Origin of the sequence: Pseudomonas sp. DrBHI1 (assembly GCF_002205115.1) — a bacterium.
GTDB classification, from domain to species: Bacteria; Pseudomonadota; Gammaproteobacteria; order Pseudomonadales; family Pseudomonadaceae; genus Aquipseudomonas; species Aquipseudomonas mosselii.
On record NZ_NIBE01000054.1, the window covers coordinates 34,086 to 52,451 of the forward strand.

At 64.5% G+C, this 18,366-nt stretch carries 16 protein-coding genes; 10 read left to right on the forward strand and 6 right to left on the reverse strand.

The annotated features are described in order from the left end of the window. Positions 1-24 precede the first annotated feature (24 nt). The 5 genes from parE (at position 25) to CC207_RS10105 (ending at position 6,579) form a co-directional block, all read left to right on the forward strand. Complete coding sequence (gene parE / locus CC207_RS10085; RefSeq protein WP_062360164.1) at positions 25-1,929, forward strand: DNA topoisomerase IV subunit B; 1,905 nt, start codon at positions 25-27, stop codon at positions 1,927-1,929. Next, positions 1,926-2,912: an esterase-like activity of phytase family protein gene (locus tag CC207_RS10090; protein WP_069016021.1), complete on the forward strand. Its 987-nt coding sequence runs from the start codon at positions 1,926-1,928 to the stop codon at positions 2,910-2,912. The genes parE and CC207_RS10090 overlap by 4 nt, the downstream gene beginning before the upstream one ends. Next, the gene (locus CC207_RS10095; protein ID WP_028688279.1) at positions 2,909-3,427 is read left to right on the forward strand and encodes a TIGR02281 family clan AA aspartic protease; all 519 of its coding nucleotides are present in this window, start codon (positions 2,909-2,911) and stop codon (positions 3,425-3,427) included. The genes CC207_RS10090 and CC207_RS10095 overlap by 4 nt, the downstream gene beginning before the upstream one ends. A gap of 10 nt (positions 3,428-3,437) precedes the next feature. Then, complete coding sequence (gene parC / locus CC207_RS10100) at positions 3,438-5,693, forward strand: DNA topoisomerase IV subunit A (protein WP_028688278.1); 2,256 nt, start codon at positions 3,438-3,440, stop codon at positions 5,691-5,693. Positions 5,694-5,868: 175 nt separating this feature from the next. Further along, on the forward strand, positions 5,869-6,579 hold the full coding sequence (locus CC207_RS10105; protein WP_028688277.1) for a membrane integrity-associated transporter subunit PqiC: 711 nt from the start codon (positions 5,869-5,871) through the stop codon (positions 6,577-6,579). Positions 6,580-6,767: 188 nt separating this feature from the next. Here the strand turns inward: CC207_RS10105 and CC207_RS10110 are convergent, their stop codons facing one another. Next, entirely contained in the window at positions 6,768-8,219 is a 1,452-nt protein-coding gene (locus CC207_RS10110; RefSeq protein ID WP_088852040.1) for a histidine kinase, read from the reverse strand. 136 nt (positions 8,220-8,355) lie between these two features. On the opposite strand from CC207_RS10110, the gene serB reads away from it, so the two are divergent. After that, positions 8,356-9,570 carry a phosphoserine phosphatase SerB gene (gene serB, locus CC207_RS10115; protein WP_028688275.1) on the forward strand — a complete coding sequence of 405 codons (1,215 nt, stop codon included), beginning with the start codon at positions 8,356-8,358 and terminating at the stop codon, positions 9,568-9,570. A 98-nt stretch (positions 9,571-9,668) separates the two neighbouring features. Here serB and asd read toward each other — a convergent pair whose 3' ends face one another. Genes asd through CC207_RS10125 form a run of 3 tightly spaced genes read right to left on the reverse strand, consistent with a single transcriptional unit; the run spans position 9,669 to position 12,931 of the window. Then, positions 9,669-10,532 carry an archaetidylserine decarboxylase gene (gene asd, locus CC207_RS27220; protein WP_028688274.1) on the reverse strand — a complete coding sequence of 288 codons (864 nt, stop codon included), beginning with the start codon at positions 10,530-10,532 and terminating at the stop codon, positions 9,669-9,671. A gap of 9 nt (positions 10,533-10,541) precedes the next feature. Beyond that, positions 10,542-11,351, reverse strand: coding sequence for a rhodanese-like domain-containing protein (locus tag CC207_RS27225; RefSeq protein WP_028688273.1), 810 nt, complete (start codon positions 11,349-11,351; stop codon positions 10,542-10,544). 44 nt (positions 11,352-11,395) lie between these two features. Continuing rightward, the gene (locus CC207_RS10125) at positions 11,396-12,931 is read right to left on the reverse strand and encodes an HDOD domain-containing protein (protein WP_088852041.1); all 1,536 of its coding nucleotides are present in this window, start codon (positions 12,929-12,931) and stop codon (positions 11,396-11,398) included. 130 nt (positions 12,932-13,061) lie between these two features. Between CC207_RS10125 and motA the strand changes: the two genes are divergently transcribed. Both motA and motB read left to right on the forward strand, forming a co-directional pair. Then, complete coding sequence (motA, locus tag CC207_RS10130; RefSeq protein WP_023630652.1) at positions 13,062-13,913, forward strand: flagellar motor stator protein MotA; 852 nt, start codon at positions 13,062-13,064, stop codon at positions 13,911-13,913. Between the two features lie 3 nt (positions 13,914-13,916). Next, a complete protein-coding gene (motB, locus tag CC207_RS10135; protein ID WP_088852042.1) occupies positions 13,917-14,933 on the forward strand; it encodes a flagellar motor protein MotB in 1,017 nt (338 codons plus the stop codon). A gap of 32 nt (positions 14,934-14,965) precedes the next feature. Here the strand turns inward: motB and CC207_RS10140 are convergent, their stop codons facing one another. Next, positions 14,966-15,445: a molecular chaperone Tir gene (locus CC207_RS10140; protein ID WP_088852043.1), complete on the reverse strand. Its 480-nt coding sequence runs from the start codon at positions 15,443-15,445 to the stop codon at positions 14,966-14,968. Between the two features lie 146 nt (positions 15,446-15,591). After that, positions 15,592-16,623 (reverse strand): small ribosomal subunit biogenesis GTPase RsgA, encoded by a 1,032-nt coding sequence (gene rsgA, locus CC207_RS10145; protein ID WP_028688269.1) that lies wholly within the window; start codon positions 16,621-16,623, stop codon positions 15,592-15,594. Positions 16,624-16,732: 109 nt separating this feature from the next. Here rsgA and orn point away from each other — a divergent pair, with 109 nt between their 5' ends. Together orn and CC207_RS10155 are read left to right on the forward strand one after the other, a co-directional pair. After that, on the forward strand, positions 16,733-17,275 hold the full coding sequence (gene orn / locus CC207_RS10150) for an oligoribonuclease (protein WP_028688268.1): 543 nt from the start codon (positions 16,733-16,735) through the stop codon (positions 17,273-17,275). Between the two features lie 92 nt (positions 17,276-17,367). Beyond that, on the forward strand, positions 17,368-17,979 hold the full coding sequence (locus CC207_RS10155) for a trimeric intracellular cation channel family protein (protein WP_023630647.1): 612 nt from the start codon (positions 17,368-17,370) through the stop codon (positions 17,977-17,979). Positions 17,980-18,366: the final 387 nt, after the last annotated feature.

The window sequence follows — 18,366 nt, forward strand, 5'->3', positions numbered from 1 at the left end:
TCACCTGACTGACGACGAGAACCCATGGCCAATCCCAGCGCTAGCGCCTATAACGCAGACGCCATCGAAGTCCTCTCGGGCCTTGACCCGGTCCGCAAGCGGCCGGGCATGTACACCGACACCAGCCGGCCCAACCACCTGGCCCAGGAAGTCATCGACAACAGCGTCGACGAAGCCCTGGCCGGCCACGCCCGCTCGGTGCAGGTGATCCTGCATGCCGACCACTCGCTGGAGGTCAGCGACGATGGCCGCGGCATGCCGGTGGACATCCATCCCGAGGAGGGCGTTTCCGGCGTCGAGCTGATCCTCACCAAGCTGCACGCCGGCGGCAAGTTTTCCAACAAGAACTACCAGTTCTCCGGCGGCCTGCACGGCGTCGGTATCTCGGTGGTCAACGCCCTGTCGAGCCAGGTGCGGGTGCGCGTCAAGCGCGACGGCAACGAATACCAGATGACCTTCGCCGACGGCTTCAAGGCCAGCGAGCTGGAAGTGGTCGGCACCGTCGGCAAGCGCAACACCGGCACCAGTGTGTACTTCACCCCCGACCCGAAGTACTTCGACTCGCCGAAATTCTCCATCAGCCGCCTCAAGCATGTGCTCAAGGCCAAGGCCGTGCTGTGCCCGGGGCTGTCCATCAGCTTCGAGGACAAGGGCACCGGCGAGAAGGTCGAATGGCACTACGAGGACGGCCTGCGTTCCTATCTGGTCGATTCGGTCAGCGAGTACCTGCGCCTGCCCGACGAGCCGTTCTGCGGCAGCCTGGCCGGTAACAAGGAGGCCGTGGACTGGGCCCTGCTGTGGCTGCCCGAAGGCGGCGACAGCATCCAGGAAAGCTACGTCAACCTGATCCCCACCGCTCAGGGCGGCACCCACGTCAACGGTCTGCGTCAGGGCCTGCTGGACGCCATGCGTGAATTCTGCGAGTTCCGCAACCTGCTGCCACGCGGGGTCAAGCTGGCGCCTGAGGACGTCTGGGAGCGCATCAGCTTCGTGCTGTCGATGAAGATGCAGGAGCCGCAGTTCTCCGGCCAGACCAAGGAGCGCCTGTCGTCCCGCGAGGCGGCGGCATTTGTCTCCGGCGTGGTCAAGGACGCCTTCAGCCTGTGGCTCAACGCCCATCCCGAACTGGGCATGCAGTTGGCCGAACTGGCCATCAGCAACGCCGGCCGTCGCCTGAAGGCAAGCAAGAAGGTCGAGCGCAAGCGCATCACCCAGGGCCCGGCGCTGCCCGGCAAGCTGGCCGACTGCGCAGGCCAGGATCCGATGCGCGCCGAGCTGTTCCTGGTCGAGGGTGACTCCGCCGGAGGTTCTGCCAAGCAGGCGCGGGACAAGGAATTCCAGGCGATCCTGCCGCTGCGCGGCAAGATCCTCAACACCTGGGAAGTCGATGGCGGCGAGGTCCTGGCCAGCCAGGAAGTGCACAACATCGCCGTGGCCATCGGTGTCGATCCGGGCGCCACCGACCTTTCGCAACTGCGCTACGGCAAGGTCTGCATTCTCGCCGACGCCGACTCCGACGGCCTGCACATCGCCACCCTGCTGTGCGCGCTGTTCGTCCAGCACTTCCGTCCGCTGGTCGAGGCCGGGCACGTCTACGTGGCCATGCCACCGCTGTACCGCATCGACCTGGGCAAGGAGATCTACTACGCCCTGGACGAAGCCGAGCGCGATGGTGTCCTGGACCGTCTGGTCGCCGAGAAGAAGCGTGGCAAGCCGCAAGTCACCCGATTCAAAGGCCTGGGCGAGATGAATCCGCCGCAGTTGCGCGAGACCACCATGGACCCGAACACCCGGCGCCTGGTCCAGCTCACGCTGGACGACGTGCAGGGCACCACCGAGATCATGGACATGCTGCTGGCCAAGAAGCGCGCCGGTGACCGCAAGAACTGGCTGGAAACCAAAGGCAACCTGGCCGAGGTCCTGGTTTGATTCGTCCGTTGCTCATGGCCTGCCTGGCGTTGTTCGCCCTGCAGGCCCAGGCCGGCGACTGGCCGCAGCTCAAGCTCAGCGGCGAGCACGTGGTCGATGGCATGCGCGGCGGCAACCTGTCGGGCCTGGCCTGGTGCCGGGGCGCATTGTGGGCGGTGTCCGACCGCGATGACGACCGTATCTACCGCCTGGACCAGGAGGGCGCGGCCTGGCAGGCCCAGCCGCTGACCTTCACCCCGCCACCGGCCCCCGATACCGGGTTGCCCTGGGGGTTGAAGTCGCGCAACTGGGCATCGTCGTTTATTCGTGGCGGCGCGCTGGATTTCGAAGGTATTACCTGCGACCAGGCAGGCAACCTGTTCATCGTCAGCGAGGCCCAGGCCGCGGTGCTGCAACTGCCCCTGGAAGGCGAGCCGAACTGGCTGAGAATCGACCAGGCCATGGTGCGCCAGGCGCGAGCCAGCGGCATGCTGCTGCATTTCAACGCACTGTTCGAAGGACTGGCGATCAACCCGGCGGGCGATCGCTTGTGGCTGGCCGCCGAGCGTGAGCGACGCGGGCTGCTCGCCGTGCAGCGCCAGCAGTCGGTATGGACCTGCGGGCGCGGTTGCGTGCTGCTCAGCGAAGCCGGCGTGGAAATGCAGCCGCCGCAGTTCCCCGAGGCACGCCCGGTTTCCCGCGACTTCGCCGACCTGGCCTGGTTCGAGGGCAAGTTGTTCACCCTCGAGCGCAACGCTTATCGCATCTGCCGACGCGACGCTGACAGTGGCACCGTGGAGCGCTGCTGGTCGTTCGCCGCGGACGCCCTGGTGGAATCGCGTCGCTATTCACAGCCCTATGGCCTGGCCGAGGCGCTGGTGATCGACAAGGACGGCGCCTGGATCGGCGTGGACAACAACGACCGGCCACGGGCGGACGGTGAAGCGCGGCCGGTCGTCTGGCGCTTCGGCGCGCCGGCCGGCGGCTGGAGTGCCAAGCCATGAGCCAGCCAGCGGGCAAGCGGGCGGGCAGGGTGCTGATGATCGTTGCCTGGGCGGCGGCGATGTTTTTGGCCACGCGCTTTTTCGGCCAATGGGAGGCGCGTCAGCAGAATCCCAACGCCGTGGTGCAGAGCGAGCAGGGCGACGGCTTCGTCGAAGTTCGCCTGCTGAGCAACGGCCAGGGCCATTTCGTCGCTGACGGCGTGATCAATGGCCAGGTGGTGCATTTCATGCTCGATACCGGCGCCACCGATGTGGCGATCCCCGAGGCGCTGGCCCGCGACCTGGCCCTGGCCCGTGGCGCCCCGGTGCAACTGAGTACCGCCAATGGCCGCACCGAAGGCTACCGCACCCGGCTCGACAGCCTGCAACTGGGCGACATCCACCTGCGCGACGTGCGCGCTTTGGTGGTGCCGGGCCTGGATGGCCAGGCCGTGTTGTTGGGCATGAGCGCCCTGAAACAACTTGAATTTACCCAGCGCGGCGGCACCATGCTGCTGCGCCAGAACCTGAAATGACGAGGCTCGCATGAGCGACTTACTGGACAGTCTCGAAGGCGTCGAACGCCGTTCCCTGGCCGACTTCACCGAACAGGCCTACCTCAACTACTCCATGTACGTGATCATGGACCGCGCCCTGCCGCACATCGGCGACGGCCTCAAGCCGGTCCAGCGCCGCATCGTCTATGCCATGAGCGAGCTGGGTCTGGACGCCGACTCCAAGCACAAGAAGTCGGCACGTACCGTCGGCGACGTGCTCGGCAAGTTCCACCCCCACGGTGACTCGGCGTGCTACGAGGCCATGGTGCTGATGGCCCAGCCGTTCAGCTACCGCTACACCCTGGTCGACGGCCAGGGCAACTGGGGTGCGCCGGACGATCCGAAGTCGTTCGCCGCCATGCGTTACACCGAGGCGCGCCTGTCGCGCTATTCCGAAGTGCTGCTCAGCGAGCTGGGCCAGGGCACCGTCGACTGGGTGCCGAACTTCGACGGCACCCTGCAGGAGCCAGCGGTGCTGCCGGCGCGCCTGCCGAACATCCTGCTCAACGGTACCACCGGCATCGCCGTGGGCATGGCCACCGACGTGCCGCCGCACAACTTGCGGGAAGTGGCCAGCGCCTGCGTGCGCCTGCTCGACGAGCCCAAGGCCACCATCGAGCAGCTGTGCGAGCACATCCAGGGCCCGGACTACCCCACCGAGGCCGAGATCGTCACCCCGCGCGCCGATATCCTCAAGCTCTACGAGACCGGCAAGGGCTCGATCCGCATGCGCGCGGTGTACCGTGTCGAGGACGGCGACATCATCGTCACCGCGTTGCCGCACCAGGTCTCCGGGGCCAAGGTTCTGGAGCAGATCGCCGCGCAGATGCAGGCCAAGAAGCTGCCGATGGTCGCCGACCTGCGCGATGAGTCGGACCACGAGAACCCCTGCCGCATCGTCATCATCCCACGTTCGAACCGCGTCGATGCCGCCGAATTGATGCAGCACCTGTTCGCTACCACCGACCTCGAGAGTACCTACCGGGTCAACGTCAACATCATCGGCCTCGACGGCCGTCCGCAGCTGAAGAACCTGCGCGCGCTGCTGCTGGAGTGGCTGGAGTACCGGATCGGTACCGTCCGTCGCCGCCTGCAGCACCGCCTGGACAAGGTCGAGAAGCGCCTGCACTTGTTGGAAGGCCTGCTCACCGCGTTCCTCAACCTGGATGAAGTGATCCATATCATCCGTACCGAAGAGCACCCCAAGCAGGCACTGATCGCCCGTTTCGACCTGACCGAAATCCAGGCTGACTACATCCTCGAGACCCGCCTGCGCCAGCTGGCCCGTCTGGAAGAGATGAAGATCCGTGGCGAGCAGGACGAGCTGCTCAAGGAACAGAAGCGCCTGACCACCCTGCTGGGCAGCGATGCCAAGCTGCGCAAGCTGGTGCGCAGCGAGCTGATCGAAGACGCCGAGACCTATGGCGACGACCGTCGCTCGCCGATCGTCGAGCGTGCCGAGGCCAAGGCGCTCTCGGAAAACGAGCTGATGCCGACCGAACCGGTCACCGTGGTGCTGTCGGAGAAGGGCTGGGTGCGTTGCGCCAAGGGCCACGATATCGATGCCACCGGGCTTTCCTACAAGGCCGGTGACGGTTTCAAGGCCGCCGCCGCCGGACGCTCCAACCAATTCGCCGTGCTCATCGACTCCACCGGCCGCAGCTATTCGGTGGCGGCCCACAGCCTGCCATCGGCGCGCGGCCAGGGCGAGCCGCTGACCGGTCGTCTGACTCCACCGCCCGGCGCTACCTTCGAGTGCGTGCTGCTGCCGGAGGACGAGGCCCTGTACGTGGTGGCCTCCGACGCCGGCTACGGCTTCGTGGTCAAGGGTGAGGACCTGCAGGCCAAGAACAAGGCCGGAAAGGGCCTGCTCAGCCTGCCCAACGGCGCCAAGGTGATGACCCCGCGCCCGGTGGCCGACCGCGAGCAAGACTGGCTGGCCGCGGTAACCACCGAAGGCCGTCTGCTGGTATTCAAGGTCGCCGACCTGCCGCAGTTGGGCAAGGGCAAGGGCAACAAGATCATCGGCGTTCCGGGCGACCGAGTAGCCAGTCGTGAAGAATTCGTCACTGACCTGGCAGTGATCAGTGAGGGGTCGACCCTTGTATTGCAAGCTGGCAAGCGTACCCTTTCTCTGAAACCAGATGATCTCGAGCACTACAAGGGTGAGCGTGGTCGCCGCGGTAGCAAATTGCCACGTGGTTTCCAGCGCGTGGATAGCTTGATGGTGGAAACCCCCGCCTGAGTGCATGGGCTGTCTGATGCGGCGCTTTCGGCGCCGCTTCAGGCGGAAATGCTGGAGTCTGGCGGCTAATTCGCGGATGATAGGGCCCGCGTGGCGCCGGCGTGGCCGGGTGCCCGGATGAATCTACATGTGTATCACTGCGGTCAGTCTGGAGACGACCGCCTGGATGGGATGAATGAAATTTCTGCGCCTTCCATTTGCGTTGCTGGTGACCGGCTTGCTGGGCCTGAGCGGATGCAGCATGCATCAGCCGGTCGCCTTGTATCAGCTCGACAGCGGTGAACCCGGCCAGCCGACCCAGGCGGCGGGCATGGCGGTGGTGCTCGGCCCGGTATCGGTGGCCGACTACCTGCAACGTGAGACCTTTCTACAGCGGCAGGTCGATGGCAGTCTGACGGCAGCCACCGATGGCCGTTGGGCCGGCAGCCTTTCGTCGGATATCGACCAGTTGCTGGTGCGCCAGCTGGCCTGGCGCCTGGACAGCCAGCGCGTGGTGCTGGCGCCGGCGAGCGCCGGCTTCACGCCGGACGTGCAGGTGCTGCTGTCCATTACCCGCCTGGACTCGGGCAAGAACCAGCCCGCGATCCTGGACGCCCAGTGGCGTGTGCTGGACCGCCGTGGCCAGGTGCGTGACAACCGCATCGTCCACCTCGAGCAGCCCCATGCGGGCAGCGAGTCTGCGCAGGTCCAGGCTCAGGGGCAATTGTTGCAGAAGCTGGCCGAACAGCTGAGCACCGCCGTTAAACCACTGGCCAACCAGCCGGCCATCGCCGAGGAGACGCCACGCAAGCCGGCGGCGCCGGTGCAGGTGAAGAAAGAGCCTGAGAAACCGAAGATTCCGATGGCCTCGCCGATTCGTACCGATATGGAAGTGTTCCGCTTCTGATATCCGCAGCCACAAAAAAGCCCGCAGCGATGCGGGCTTTTTTGTGTCTTTGGTCGGGAGGCTTTATCAGATCTGCGTGGGAGCGGGCTTGTCCCGCGATAGGGCTTGCCAGGGCAGCAACATTGCCTGCCCCGACGCTATCGCGGGGCAAGCCCGCTCCCACGCAAGTCCTAGATGAGCGGTGGCGCTCAGGCGCGGCGCTCGTGCATCCGTGCCAGCTGGCGTTCCAGCATCGACGGGTAAGGCTCCATCAGGCGTTCTACACAGCACGCGCCTTCCGGGCTGGCAATCGGCCGAATACGCGCACGCTGGCGCACCAGGGCGTCATCGCTGATGCGGCGCTCCACCAGCAGCAGGTTGCGGCTGTGCTGCGACAGAGCCAGGGCGTCCTGGGCCTGTTCGGTCATTAGCAGGTCGACCTGATCCAGGCCTTGCAGGTCGTCAGCCAGCACCAGACCCAGTTGCAGCTGCAGGGTGATGCCGCTGTCGGCCACCTCGATCTGCAGGGCGTGGCCCAGGGCACGCAGCAGCTCGCCGCAGCAGATGGCATTGGTCAGGTAGTCCTCGCCGCTGTCGCGGCTGTGGAACAACAGCAGGGTGCTGCCGTCGTTCAGGGTGTGGACTTCGCCTTCGTACAGCGATGCAGCCTGCTCCAAACAGTCGCGGTAGCGCTCCAGCAGCTCGGTCAGGCGGGTGCGTGGCAGGCGGCGCAGTTGCTCCTGGGAGCCCAACTGCACGGCCAGCACGGCACTGAACTGCGGCTCGTCGGACTCGACGATGACAGGCTTGGCCGGAGCGCTTTGCTCATCCATCAGGTCGGCGAAGGCGTCGTCGTCCTCGTCGTGCCCGGCAGTCTGTACCATCGCCTTGGCCCGTGGGGCGACCTTGGCAACTGGCGCGTCGTCGAAATCGTCTTCCTCGTCCTCTTCTTCAGGCTCAGGTGGCGGCGGTGGGGCGAGGCGCGCGTGCAGTTGGCGCGCCAGATCGCCGACTTCGTCCTGGCGGTCGATGCCCGGCGTGTAAGGGTGCGGGTCACGCAACCACACGCGCAACTGCAGCAGCGGCGTCGAGATAAAGCGGCCAAGGCGCAGGCTGAGGGTCAGGGCCAGGGCCAGCAGGATCGCGGCGAGGATACCCATGCTCTGCAAGCTGATCAGCATCGGTTGCTGGAACTGGTTCATGTCCAGGCTGATGCGCAACTGGCCGGCGGTCACGTCCTGGAAGGTGATCTTGGTCTGGTAGACCCCTTCGGTTTCGCCCAGCAGGCTGTTGCGCGGGCGCTGGCCGGCCTCGGCGAGGATGCGGTTGTCCACGCTGTAGATGGCCGCATGGGCCACCAGCGGGTTCTTCACAAGGTTGCCCAGCAGCACGTTGAGGCTGAGGATGTCGTTGGACACCAGCAGCTCGGTGGCCGAGGTGGCGGTCTGGGTGGTCAGGCTCTGGCCGACGGCATCGGCCTGCTCGTGCATGGCCTGCTTGAACTGCAGGCCCATCACGCAGGCATAGATCACCAGGGCCAGGGCCACCAGGAAAATGTTGTGGCTGGCAATGCGCAGGGCCAATGGAATTCGGCGCTGGCTCAGGGCTCGGTAGATCATCAGGAAGAAGTTGTCGGGTTTTACGGGCGTGGGCCGGTTCACAGAGCGCGGCTCTTTATGGCGAGAAAGTTGCTGCGCAGTATAGCGACACGCGTTTTGTCGGCAAAGTATCGTTGGCGCCCGGCGGTCATGGAAAATCGGTAGAATGCGCATTTTTCATCGAGTTGGAGCCCCGGTCTTGCGCGAAATCGTCCTGATCAACATCACTGGTGAAGACCGTCCGGGTCTCACTGCGGCCATCACCGGCGTCCTGCTCCAGGGCGGTGTGAGTATTCTCGACATCGGCCTCGCTGTCATGCACGGCACGCTGTCGTTCGGCATCCTGGTCGACATCCCCGATAACGAAGTGGCCACGGCGCTGCTGCAGAGCGTGCAGTCCAAGGCTCACGAACTGAACTTGCAGGCCCGCTACACCCCCATTTCCGAGGCCGACTACCAGCACTGGGCCGACAGCCAGGGTGAGGCCCGCCACATCGTTACCCTGCTCAGCCGCCGGATCACCCCGCAGCAGTTGCAGCGCGTCAGCGCCATCATCAGCGAGCACGACCTGACCATCGAGCGCATCGAACGGCTGTCCGCCCGCGTGGCGCTGGACGCCCAGATCGACAAGGGCAAGGCCGCGCTGGAAATCTCGGTGCGTGGCGAGCCGAACGACGGCCAGGCCCTGCGTGCGGCGTTCTTCGCGCTGTCCGAAGAGCTGAGCATCGACATCGCCTTCCAGAAAGACGACCTGTTCCGCCGCAACCGCCGTCTGGCGGTGTTCGATATGGACTCGACCTTGATCGAGGCCGAAGTCATCGACGAGCTGGCCAAGGCCGCCGGCGTCGGCGAACAGGTCGCGGCGATCACCGAGCGTGCCATGCGTGGCGAACTGGATTTTCGCGCCAGCTTCAAGGAGCGCATGGCCTTGCTCAAGGGGCTGGACGTGAGCGTGCTCGACCAGATCGGTGCTTCGCTGCGCCTGACCGAGGGCGCCGAGCACCTGTTTGCCGAACTCAAGCGCCTGGGCTACAAGACCGCCATCCTCTCCGGCGGTTTCACCTACTTTGCCAAGCAGGTACAGGCGCGCCTGGGCATCGACTACGTATTCGCCAACGAACTGGAGGTGGTCGACGGCAAGGTGACCGGGGTGGCCGTCGAACCGATCGTCGATGCCCAGCGCAAGGCCGACCTGCTGTTGCAACTGGCCAGTCAGGAGGGCCTGCAGCTCGAGCAGACCATCGCCGTTGGTGATGGGGCCAACGACCTGCCGATGCTGTCCCAGGCCGGCCTGGGCGTGGCCTTCCGCGCCAAGCCGCTGGTGCGCCAGTCGGCCAAGCAGGCCATCTCGACGCTGGGCCTGGATGGCGTGCTGTACCTGCTGGGCGTGCGTGATCGCGAAGCGCGCGGTTGATCTTGAGCCCAAGGAGGGCGAAGCCCTCCCAGCAATCCCAAGGCAAAAAAAGGCCCTGCATGACTTGAATCATGCAGGGCCTTTTGCTTACCGGATAGTCAGGCCTGGGTCGGCTGCGCCAGCAGCTCACCCATGCGCACCGCGGAGCCGGCACCCAGGCTCTCTGCCCACTTCACCTGCTCCGGCCCGAACAGCACGATGGCGGTGGAGCCCAGCTTGAAGCGGCCCAGTTCGGCGCCCTTTTCCAGGTGGATCGGTGCACGGCTGGCCTCGTCGTAGCGGAAGGTCTTCAGCTCGCGCTTCGGTGGCGTGACCAGGCCGGCCCAGACGGTCTCGATCGAGGCGACGATCATTGCGCCGACCAGCACCACGGCCATCGGCCCACGCTCGGTGTCGAACAGGCAGACCACGCGCTCGTTGCGGGCGAACAGCTCAGGTACGTTTTCCGCGGTGGTTTGGTTGACCGAGAACAGCCGACCCGGCACATAGACCATCTCGCGCAGGGTACCTGCCAGCGGCATGTGCACGCGGTGGTAGTCCTTGGGCGACAGGTAGATGGTGGCGAATTCACCGCCCATGAACGGTGCGGCCAGGGCCGGATCGCCGCCCAGCAGCTCCAGGGCGCTGTAGCCGTGGCCCTTGGCCTGGAAGATGCGGCCGTGCTCGATCGGACCGAGCTGGCTGACGGCGCCATCGGCTGGGCAGAGGATCGCGCCGGGGGTTTCGTCCAGCGGGCGGGCTCCCGGCTTGAGGGCGCGGGTGAAGAAAGCGTTGAAGTGCTCGTAGGCACTGAGATCTTCGACCAGCGCCTCGGACATGTTCACCTGGTAGCGCTTGGCAAACCAGGCGGTGAAGGCGTTCTTGAACCAGCGTGCGCGGCACTCGGCGACGCAGCCGGCCAGCCGCGACAGCAGGTGGTGCGGCAGCAGGTACTGGCTGATGATGAACAAGCGGGATTTCATTGAGCGTCCTTAAACTTCGACGGGCGTGTCGGGGTGATTGCCCCATTCGCCCCAGGAACCGGCATAGCCCTTCACCCGTGGATAGCCGAGGGCTTTGGCCACGAGGTAGGTGAAGCCGGAGCGGTGGTGGGTCTGGCAGTGGGTAATCACTTCCTTGTCGGGGGTGATGCCCAGGTTTTGCAGGACGTCGGCGATGTCCTTGCGGATGCGCAGGTGGTTGTTCAGGTCCATGCCGGCGGTCCACTCGAAGTTGATCGCGCCGGGAATGTGCCCGCCCTTGGCCGCCAGCACCTTCTCGCCGCTGAATTCCAGTGGCCCGCGTGCGTCCCAGATGACCAGGTCGGCGGCGCCCAGGCGGCTTTGCAGGTATTCGCGGGTAGCGGTGGGTTCGCCATGCAGGTGCAGGCTCACCGGGCCGCCGGCGACTTCGGGCGTTTCGGTGGACAGCTTGTCCGCCGGCCAAGCCTGGATGCCGCCATTGAGGTAGTGGTATCCCTTGTGGCCGATGACGTCGAGCAGCCAGATGAAGCGCCCGGCCCAGCCGCCGCCCTCGTCGTCGTAGACCACATACACTGCATCGTCGCGGTGGCCGAGTTCACCGAACAGTTTCTCCAGGTCGGCACGGGCCGGCAGCAGGCCGGGTGCCGGGGGCTGGCCCAACTGGGTGCGTTTCGGGTCGACGAAGCGGGCTCCGGGGATGTGCCCGCTGCCATAGCGGTTGGCGCTGGTCAGGTCGACCAGGATCAGCCGCGGCGAATCCAGGCGCGGCAGCAGGTCCTCGGCTTCGATCACCAGGGACAGGCCGGAAAAGTCAGTCATCCACGTTCTCCAGGGTGGAAAGAGGGGCGATTGTAGCGCAAGGGTCAGGCATTGCGGGTGGCAAACACGGCCAGGGCGCGCTCCACGCATTGCGCGGTCTTGCCGAACGCCTGCACGCTGACGTCGGCCAACGGCTTGCCGTCCTGGTCGGCCACCGCCAGCATCAGTACCTGGTCGCCCACCGCCAGCGAGCGCAGCAGCAAGTGCTCGCCGCGGAAGAAAGCGCGCAGCGGTGCCGGCAGCAGGGCACTGAACTGGGCATGGTTGTCGGGTGTCAGGCGTAGTTGCCCGGCTTTTGCCATCAACTTTTGCAACAATTTGTTCTGCACGACGGGCAGCGCCATGGCGGCGGCCTCGCGTGGCAGGCCGGCGGTCTGCTGCACGCGCAGGTAATCGGTGGTCTTGTCCAGGCTCAGCAGCATGATGCGTTGCATGCCGCAGGCCAGCAGGGCGTCGCGGGCCTGGGTGGCCAGGTGCACGGCATTGCTGAACGGGCTGGGCTGGGCCAACAGTTCCTGGCACAGCGCGCGCCAGCGGCCAAGATCCTCGGTGCTGGGTGGCGGCGGAGTAAGCATGTCCGGGTGCGGTCTGCGCTGGTGCCAGGGCCAGATCAGCGCCTCGGCCGGGTGGAACAGCGCATCACGGGCGTGATGACGGGCACTGGCCGCGGCTTGTTGGTGAACCTGCTGCTGGACATCGTCCAGGGTGGTCTGCAGGTATAGCGCGGTGAGCAGTTGCCAGCGCAGCAGGTGCGGGTTGTCCCAGCCTACCTGGGCGGCCAGGGCGAGGCCGTTGGCCAGCAGCACGGTGTTGGGTGGCTGGTTGAACCAGCGACGCAGCGCTGGCTCGTCGTCCAGGCGCTGCTGCTGGACCAGCGGGTCCTGTTCGCGGGCGATGTTCAGCACCTGAGCCAGTTGCTCGCGCTCGTCCATCAGCAGGCGATAGCCCTGGGTCACCCACTCGGGCAGGCGCCAATGCTCGGCCATGGCCTGGCATAGTTGCATGAGGCGCACGCCGAACAGTTCCCGTTCGACCTCGGCGGCGTCCTCGCTCTTGTGGATGACCCGCAGTTCCCAGTTATCCAGCAATTTGGGGTAAGCCAGGGCCAGCGGCCACAGCGGCGAGAGGAACAGCAGGCTGCCCCAGTGGATTTCCTGCCACAGCCGCGCCAGCCGGCTGGCGAACAGGCCGTTGGCCTGTTGGGTGGCGTGTTGGCTGATCAACAGGAACTGGCGCAGCACCGGCGGGATCTCGTCGGCCGGTATCGACGGCAGCCGCGCCAGCAACTGGCTGGTGCGGGCCAGCCCCAGCCGATTGAGGGCGATTTCCAGGCTTTCGGCAGGCTCCGCCAGGCTGGCGTTGGCCGGGTGGTTGGCCTCGCGCAGCACGCAGAGCACCAACGCGGGGCTGTCCTGCATCAGTTCGGCGATGTCGCGCAGGGAGCGGCGGCTGTCGTTGATGGCCTGTAGAACGCGGTCGTGGCTGTCTTTCGGCACGGGTACTCGAATCCCGTCGAGCAGCTTTACCCAGGCCTCTAGACTCGACGGAACCTGACTTGGCACCTTGGTTTCAATTGGCATATTGACATCAGTCCGAACTGGCTTTTCGCAATGAGTGGCTATAGTCTGGCGCAGTTCTGCCGATAAGTAGAAGAAGAGTTTTCAAGCTTCCGTTCCCTACCCTGACCACGACAGCAAGTGCTTCCAACTTATGGCTAAAATTATCGGCATCATCGTCGTATTCGCGAGCGTGCTCGGCGGCTACGTGCTTTCCCACGGCAAGATCGCGGCACTGATCCAGCCGTTCGAAGTGCTGATCATCGGCGGCGCGGCCTTTGGTGCGTTCCTCCAGGCCAACCCTGGTTACATGACCATGCATGTAATCAAGAAGTCGCTGAAGATGTTCGGCACCCGCTTCACCCACACCTTCTACCTCGAAGTGCTGGGCCTGGTGTACGAGATCCTCAACAAGAGCCGTCGTGAAGGCATGATGGCCATCGAGGGGGACATCGAGGACGCCGCGGCCAGCCCGATCTTTGCCAAGTACCCGGCCGTGCTGGGCGATGAGCGCATGACCGCGTTCATCTGCGACTACCTGCGGATCATGTCCACAGGCAATATGGCGCCCCATGAGCTCGAAGGCCTGTTCGACATGGAGCTGCTGAGCATGAAGGAAGAGCTGGAGCACCCGTCCCACGCGGTGACCGGCATCGCCGACGGCATGCCCGGCTTCGGTATCGTCGCGGCGGTACTGGGTATCGTGGTGACCATGGCCTCGTTGGGCGATGGCGACCAGAAGTCCATCGGCCTGCACGTGGGCGCGGCACTGGTCGGTACCTTCTTCGGTATTCTCGCTGCCTACGGCTTCTTCGGCCCGCTGGCCAACGCCCTGCGCCACGATGCGAAAGAGGAACTGAACGTCTACGAGGCGATCAAGGCCTCGCTGGTGGCCTCGGCCTCCGGCATGCCGCCGTCGCTGGCGGTCGAGTTCGGTCGCAAGGTGCTGTACCCGGCGCACCGCCCGAGCTTCGCCGAGCTGGAACAAGCGGTACGCGGTCGCTAAGCCATGGAGAACAATCAGCCCATCATCGTCAAGCGCGTCAAGCGCTTTGGCGACGGCCATCACGGCGGCGCCTGGAAAATCGCCTTCGCCGACTTCGCCACGGCGATGATGGCGTTCTTCCTGGTGCTCTGGCTGCTGTCGACGGCCACGCCCGAGCAGAAGATCGCCATCGCCGGCTACTTCAAGGATCCGATCGGCTTCTCCGAGAGCGGCACGCCCTACATCATCGACCTGGGCGGTTCGCCGCAACTGGCGCCGGAAAAGACCATCAACCCGGAAGTGAAGTCCGAACCGACGCCCGACACCAGCCTGCAGCTGGACAAGGACAAGGTCGAGACCATGGCCGAGCAGGTCGAGCGCGAGCGCCTCGAGCTCTTGCTGCAGGAGTTGCAGAACAAGGTCGAGGAAAACCCGCAACTGCAGAAGTTCAAGGACCAGATCCTGTTCGAGATCACCCAGGACGGTCTGCGCATCCAGATCATGGATGCCGAGAACCGGCCAATGTTTGACCTGGGGAGTGCACGACTGCAGCCCTATTTCGAAGATATTCTGTTGGCCATGGCCGACACCATCAAGGCGGTCCCGAACAAGATCAGCATCAGTGGCCATACCGATGCCAAGCCGTATTCCGGTACCGGCGATTTCGGTAACTGGGAGCTTTCGGCCAACCGCGCCAACGCGGCGCGTCGTGCATTGGTCGCCGGTGGCTATCCGGACGAGCAAGTGGCCCGTGTGGTCGGTTATGCATCGTCGTCGCTGTTCGACCGTGCCAACCCGTTTAACCCGGTCAACCGCCGTATCGACATCATCGTCCTGACCAAGAAGGCGCAACGCGATATCGAAGGTGAGCAGGGCAAGCCGGACGCAGCGCCACCTGCCGCTGAAGCACCGCCTACGGGTGCTGCGCCAGGTGCGGCCGCGACACCGGGCGATACGCCGATGCAGCCGCGCGAGCTGCGCCAGAAGCTGAACATCTTCGAGGATGGCGTGTTGAAGATGGATGAGGCCAAAGACCAGTAATTGACAGGGGCCGCTTTGCGGCCCCGATGCATTCAGAACCCCCGCCTGATCTTGGCCTTGAGATCGGCATGGAAGAAATCTGCATTGTCCCTGTCCGACACTACGCCGTCCCCGGCCGGTGAAGCCATGGCCCGGCCAAAGGTCTGCTCGTCATGATAGGCGCGCACGAACAGGTCTATATGCGCTCGTTCCCGCATTACTGGCCACTTGCGCAGGCCCTGCGGCAGTTCAGTCGAGTCAGGGTGGTAGAAAGTCACCCGGCGATCCGCCATGGCCGCTGCGCCCAGTAACCAGGCCGTCCACAAGTCTTCGGTATAGGCCTCGCAGAGCACTCCGATCCAGTGAGTGGCATCGGCCATGTGTTGGCAAAAGCTGCCTTGCAGGTCGTCGTGGGTCTGTCCTTCACTGTCGAAGGGGACGAGTTGGGTGGGAATGCCTTCTAGTAGCAGGCGCTCGTTTAAGATGAAGGCATCGAGCCGTTCGTTCTGGTGGTAACTGATGAATACCGGCATCTGTGCTGCCCTCCCTGATCAATGCCGACGACAAAGTCATGACCATCAGGGAAAACCGTGGGAGGGACAATAGGAGACCGCGAAACCGGAGCGGTCCTACCTGTTCCGGTAAAATTTCCTACGATGCTGGCGTGCTTGCCGTCACTTCAATAGGTGTCTTCTGGCAAACTGGCGATGATCGAGCGGTAGCTGTTCATTCGCTGTTGCGTGACGCTGCCGTCTTCCAGGGCCTTGAGCAGCGCACAGCCAGGCTCGCGGTCATGCTTGCAGTCGCGGAAGCGGCAGTTGCCGATCAGTTCGCGGAATTCGATGAATCCATCCTCGACATCATCACGGCTGACATGGCCCAGGCCGAATTCGCGGATGCCCGGCGAGTCGATCAGGTCACCGCCATTGGGGAAGTGGTAGAGGCGCGCGGTGGTAGTGGTGTGGGTGCCCTGGCCGGACCATTCCGATAGGTCGCCGACACGGGTGCCTGCATCAGGCAGCAGGCTGTTGACCAGCGAGGACTTGCCCACGCCCGACTGTCCGACGAACACGCTGATATGACCATCGAGCGTCTGCTGCAAGCGCTGCATGCCATCGCCCTGGTGCGCCGAGACTTCCAGCAGCGGGTAGCCCAGGCCGCGGTAGACCTCGAGCATGGCATTGAGAGTCGGGGCGTTCTCGTCGTTGATCAGGTCGGCCTTGTTCAGCAGTAGCAGTGGGTGGATGCCGGCATGCTCGGCGGCGACCAGGTACCGGTCGATCAGGTTGGGGTGCGGTTCGGGCGCAGGGGCGAAGACAATGACGATCAGGTCGACGTTGGCTGCCACCGGCTTGAGCTGGCCATGATTGTTTGGCCGGCACAGCTCGGTGCTGCGCGGCATCTGCGCGACGATCACGCCGATGCCCTGGTTGCCCGCGCGCCAGACCACACGGTCGCCGGTGACCAGCGCCGGCAGATTGGCCCGCAGGTGGCAACGGAAGACCTGGCCGGCGGCCTCGCCGTCCTGGGCCTCGACCTCGACCTGCACACCGAAGTGGGCGATCACCAGGCCCAGTTGTTCCGGCCCTAGATCGCCACCCTCCAGTTCCTGCAGCACGTGCTGCTCGCGTTTGGCGGCGCGGGCGGCGCGCTCGCCCTGGATCTTTTCGATGCGCCAGTTCTGGCGGCGATTGAGCTGGCGTTTGGCCATGAGGGTTCCGTGTCGGCGGGGCAGAAAGAAAACGGCGGGCAGTTTAGCACGGCACGCCCACGAGCCGCCCCGCTAGGCTAATATGACGGGCTATTCGAGGAGCCTTTTCATGCAGAACCCACAGAATCTGATCTGGATCGATCTGGAGATGACCGGCCTGGATCCGGACAACGACGTCATCATCGAGATGGCCACCATCGTCACCGACAGCGAGCTGAACACCCTGGCCGAAGGCCCGGTGATCGCCATTCACCACAGTGATGAGGTGTTGGCGCGCATGGACGAGTGGAACACCCGCACCCACGGCGCCTCGGGCCTGACCCAGCGCGTGCGGGAGAGCAAGGTGAGCATGGCCGAGGCCGAGGCGCAGACCATCGCTTTCCTCGAACAGTGGGTGCCGAAGGGCAAGTCGCCGATCTGTGGCAACAGTATCTGCCAGGACCGTCGTTTCCTGTATCGCCACATGCGCGAGTTGGAAAACTACTTCCACTATCGCAACCTCGATGTGTCCACGCTCAAGGAGCTGGCCGCGCGCTGGGCGCCGGAAGTGCGTGACAGCTTCAAGAAGGGCAGCACCCACCTGGCGCTGGACGATATTCGCGAGTCGATTGGCGAGCTGCGCCACTATCGCGAGCACTTCATCAAGGTCTGACCTTGTCGTGCGCCGACGATCGTCGGCGCGCCCCCTTTTGGTGCCCCGCGCGACTGGGTAGACTGCGCGCCTTTCCCGCACGGACCTGCACCATGTTGCTGATGCTCTACCTCATCGCGATCACCGCCGAAGCCATGACCGGCGCCCTGTCCGCCGGCCGCCGCGGCATGGACTGGTTCGGCGTGGTGCTGATCGCCTGCGTCACCGCGCTCGGTGGTGGCTCGGTGCGTGACGTGCTGCTTGGGCACTACCCGCTGACCTGGGTGAAGCACCCGGAGTACCTGGTGCTGACCAGCTTCGCGGCGCTGCTGACGATTTTCATCGCGCCCTTGATGCGTCACCTGCGGTCGCTGTTCCTGGTGCTCGACGCGCTGGGGTTGGTGGCGTTTACCCTGATCGGCTGCATGACCGCGCTGGAGATGGGGCAGGGGTTCCTGGTTGCTTCGATCAGCGGGGTGATTACCGGGGTGTTTGGCGGCATCCTGCGGGATATCTTCTGCAACGATATTCCGCTGGTGTTTCGGCGTGAGCTCTATGCCAGTGTGTCGTTCGCGGCGGCTTGGTTCTACCTGGGGTGCGTTTACTTCAAGGTGCCGGCGGAGCAGGCCATGTTGCTGACATTGTTTGGTGGTTTTCTGGTGCGGTTGTTGGCGATTCGGTTTCATTGGGAGATGCCGAAGTTTCATTACAACGATCAACAGTAAATTAGCGCTGCCCTTTGAGGGGTTCAATTATCCCTGTGGGAGCCGGCTAGTCGCCGAGAACCTATAACTTAGCTACACTGCCAGTGGCCCAATAGTTGGTTCATGTCTGTTGATCTTGATCTTGATCTTGATCTTGCTTCTAAGCGCGCGATAGTTCAGGCAACGCCAATTGCGACTTCAGGAGGCCGAGCGGAGTTCTTGCGGAGGGAGGTGACGGGCATGGATGCCCGTCAAGCGCTGCGCCCCAGGATGGGGCGTTCAGCGCGGTCCTCCCGGGAGCAAGAACGGAGCGAGGGAACCCCGGAGCGAAGCGTAGGGGCCGGATGAATGGAGCGAGGATTTTTTGGTGACTTTTTGATCCTTCAAAAAGTTACCCGCCGTAAGGGC

What these genes read in the sequence shown, in the direction of transcription:
- rsgA (WP_028688269.1), bottom strand. Translation starts at nt 16,623, where the DNA reads ATGGCCAAACGCCAGCTCAATCGCCGCCAGAACTGGCGCATCGAAAAG.
- CC207_RS10140 (WP_088852043.1), bottom strand. Translation starts at nt 15,445, where the DNA reads ATGCCGGTATTCATCAGTTACCACCAGAACGAACGGCTCGATGCCTTC.
- CC207_RS27225 (WP_028688273.1), bottom strand. Translation starts at nt 11,351, where the DNA reads ATGACTGACTTTTCCGGCCTGTCCCTGGTGATCGAAGCCGAGGACCTG.
- parC (WP_028688278.1), top strand. Translation starts at nt 3,438, where the DNA reads ATGAGCGACTTACTGGACAGTCTCGAAGGCGTCGAACGCCGTTCCCTG.
- motB (WP_088852042.1), top strand. Translation starts at nt 13,917, where the DNA reads ATGGAGAACAATCAGCCCATCATCGTCAAGCGCGTCAAGCGCTTTGGC.
- CC207_RS10125 (WP_088852041.1), bottom strand. Translation starts at nt 12,931, where the DNA reads ATGCCAATTGAAACCAAGGTGCCAAGTCAGGTTCCGTCGAGTCTAGAG.
- asd (WP_028688274.1), bottom strand. Translation starts at nt 10,532, where the DNA reads ATGAAATCCCGCTTGTTCATCATCAGCCAGTACCTGCTGCCGCACCAC.
- CC207_RS10155 (WP_023630647.1), top strand. Translation starts at nt 17,368, where the DNA reads ATGTTGCTGATGCTCTACCTCATCGCGATCACCGCCGAAGCCATGACC.
- orn (WP_028688268.1), top strand. Translation starts at nt 16,733, where the DNA reads ATGCAGAACCCACAGAATCTGATCTGGATCGATCTGGAGATGACCGGC.
- CC207_RS10105 (WP_028688277.1), top strand. Translation starts at nt 5,869, where the DNA reads ATGAAATTTCTGCGCCTTCCATTTGCGTTGCTGGTGACCGGCTTGCTG.
- motA (WP_023630652.1), top strand. Translation starts at nt 13,062, where the DNA reads ATGGCTAAAATTATCGGCATCATCGTCGTATTCGCGAGCGTGCTCGGC.
- CC207_RS10095 (WP_028688279.1), top strand. Translation starts at nt 2,909, where the DNA reads ATGAGCCAGCCAGCGGGCAAGCGGGCGGGCAGGGTGCTGATGATCGTT.
- parE (WP_062360164.1), top strand. Translation starts at nt 25, where the DNA reads ATGGCCAATCCCAGCGCTAGCGCCTATAACGCAGACGCCATCGAAGTC.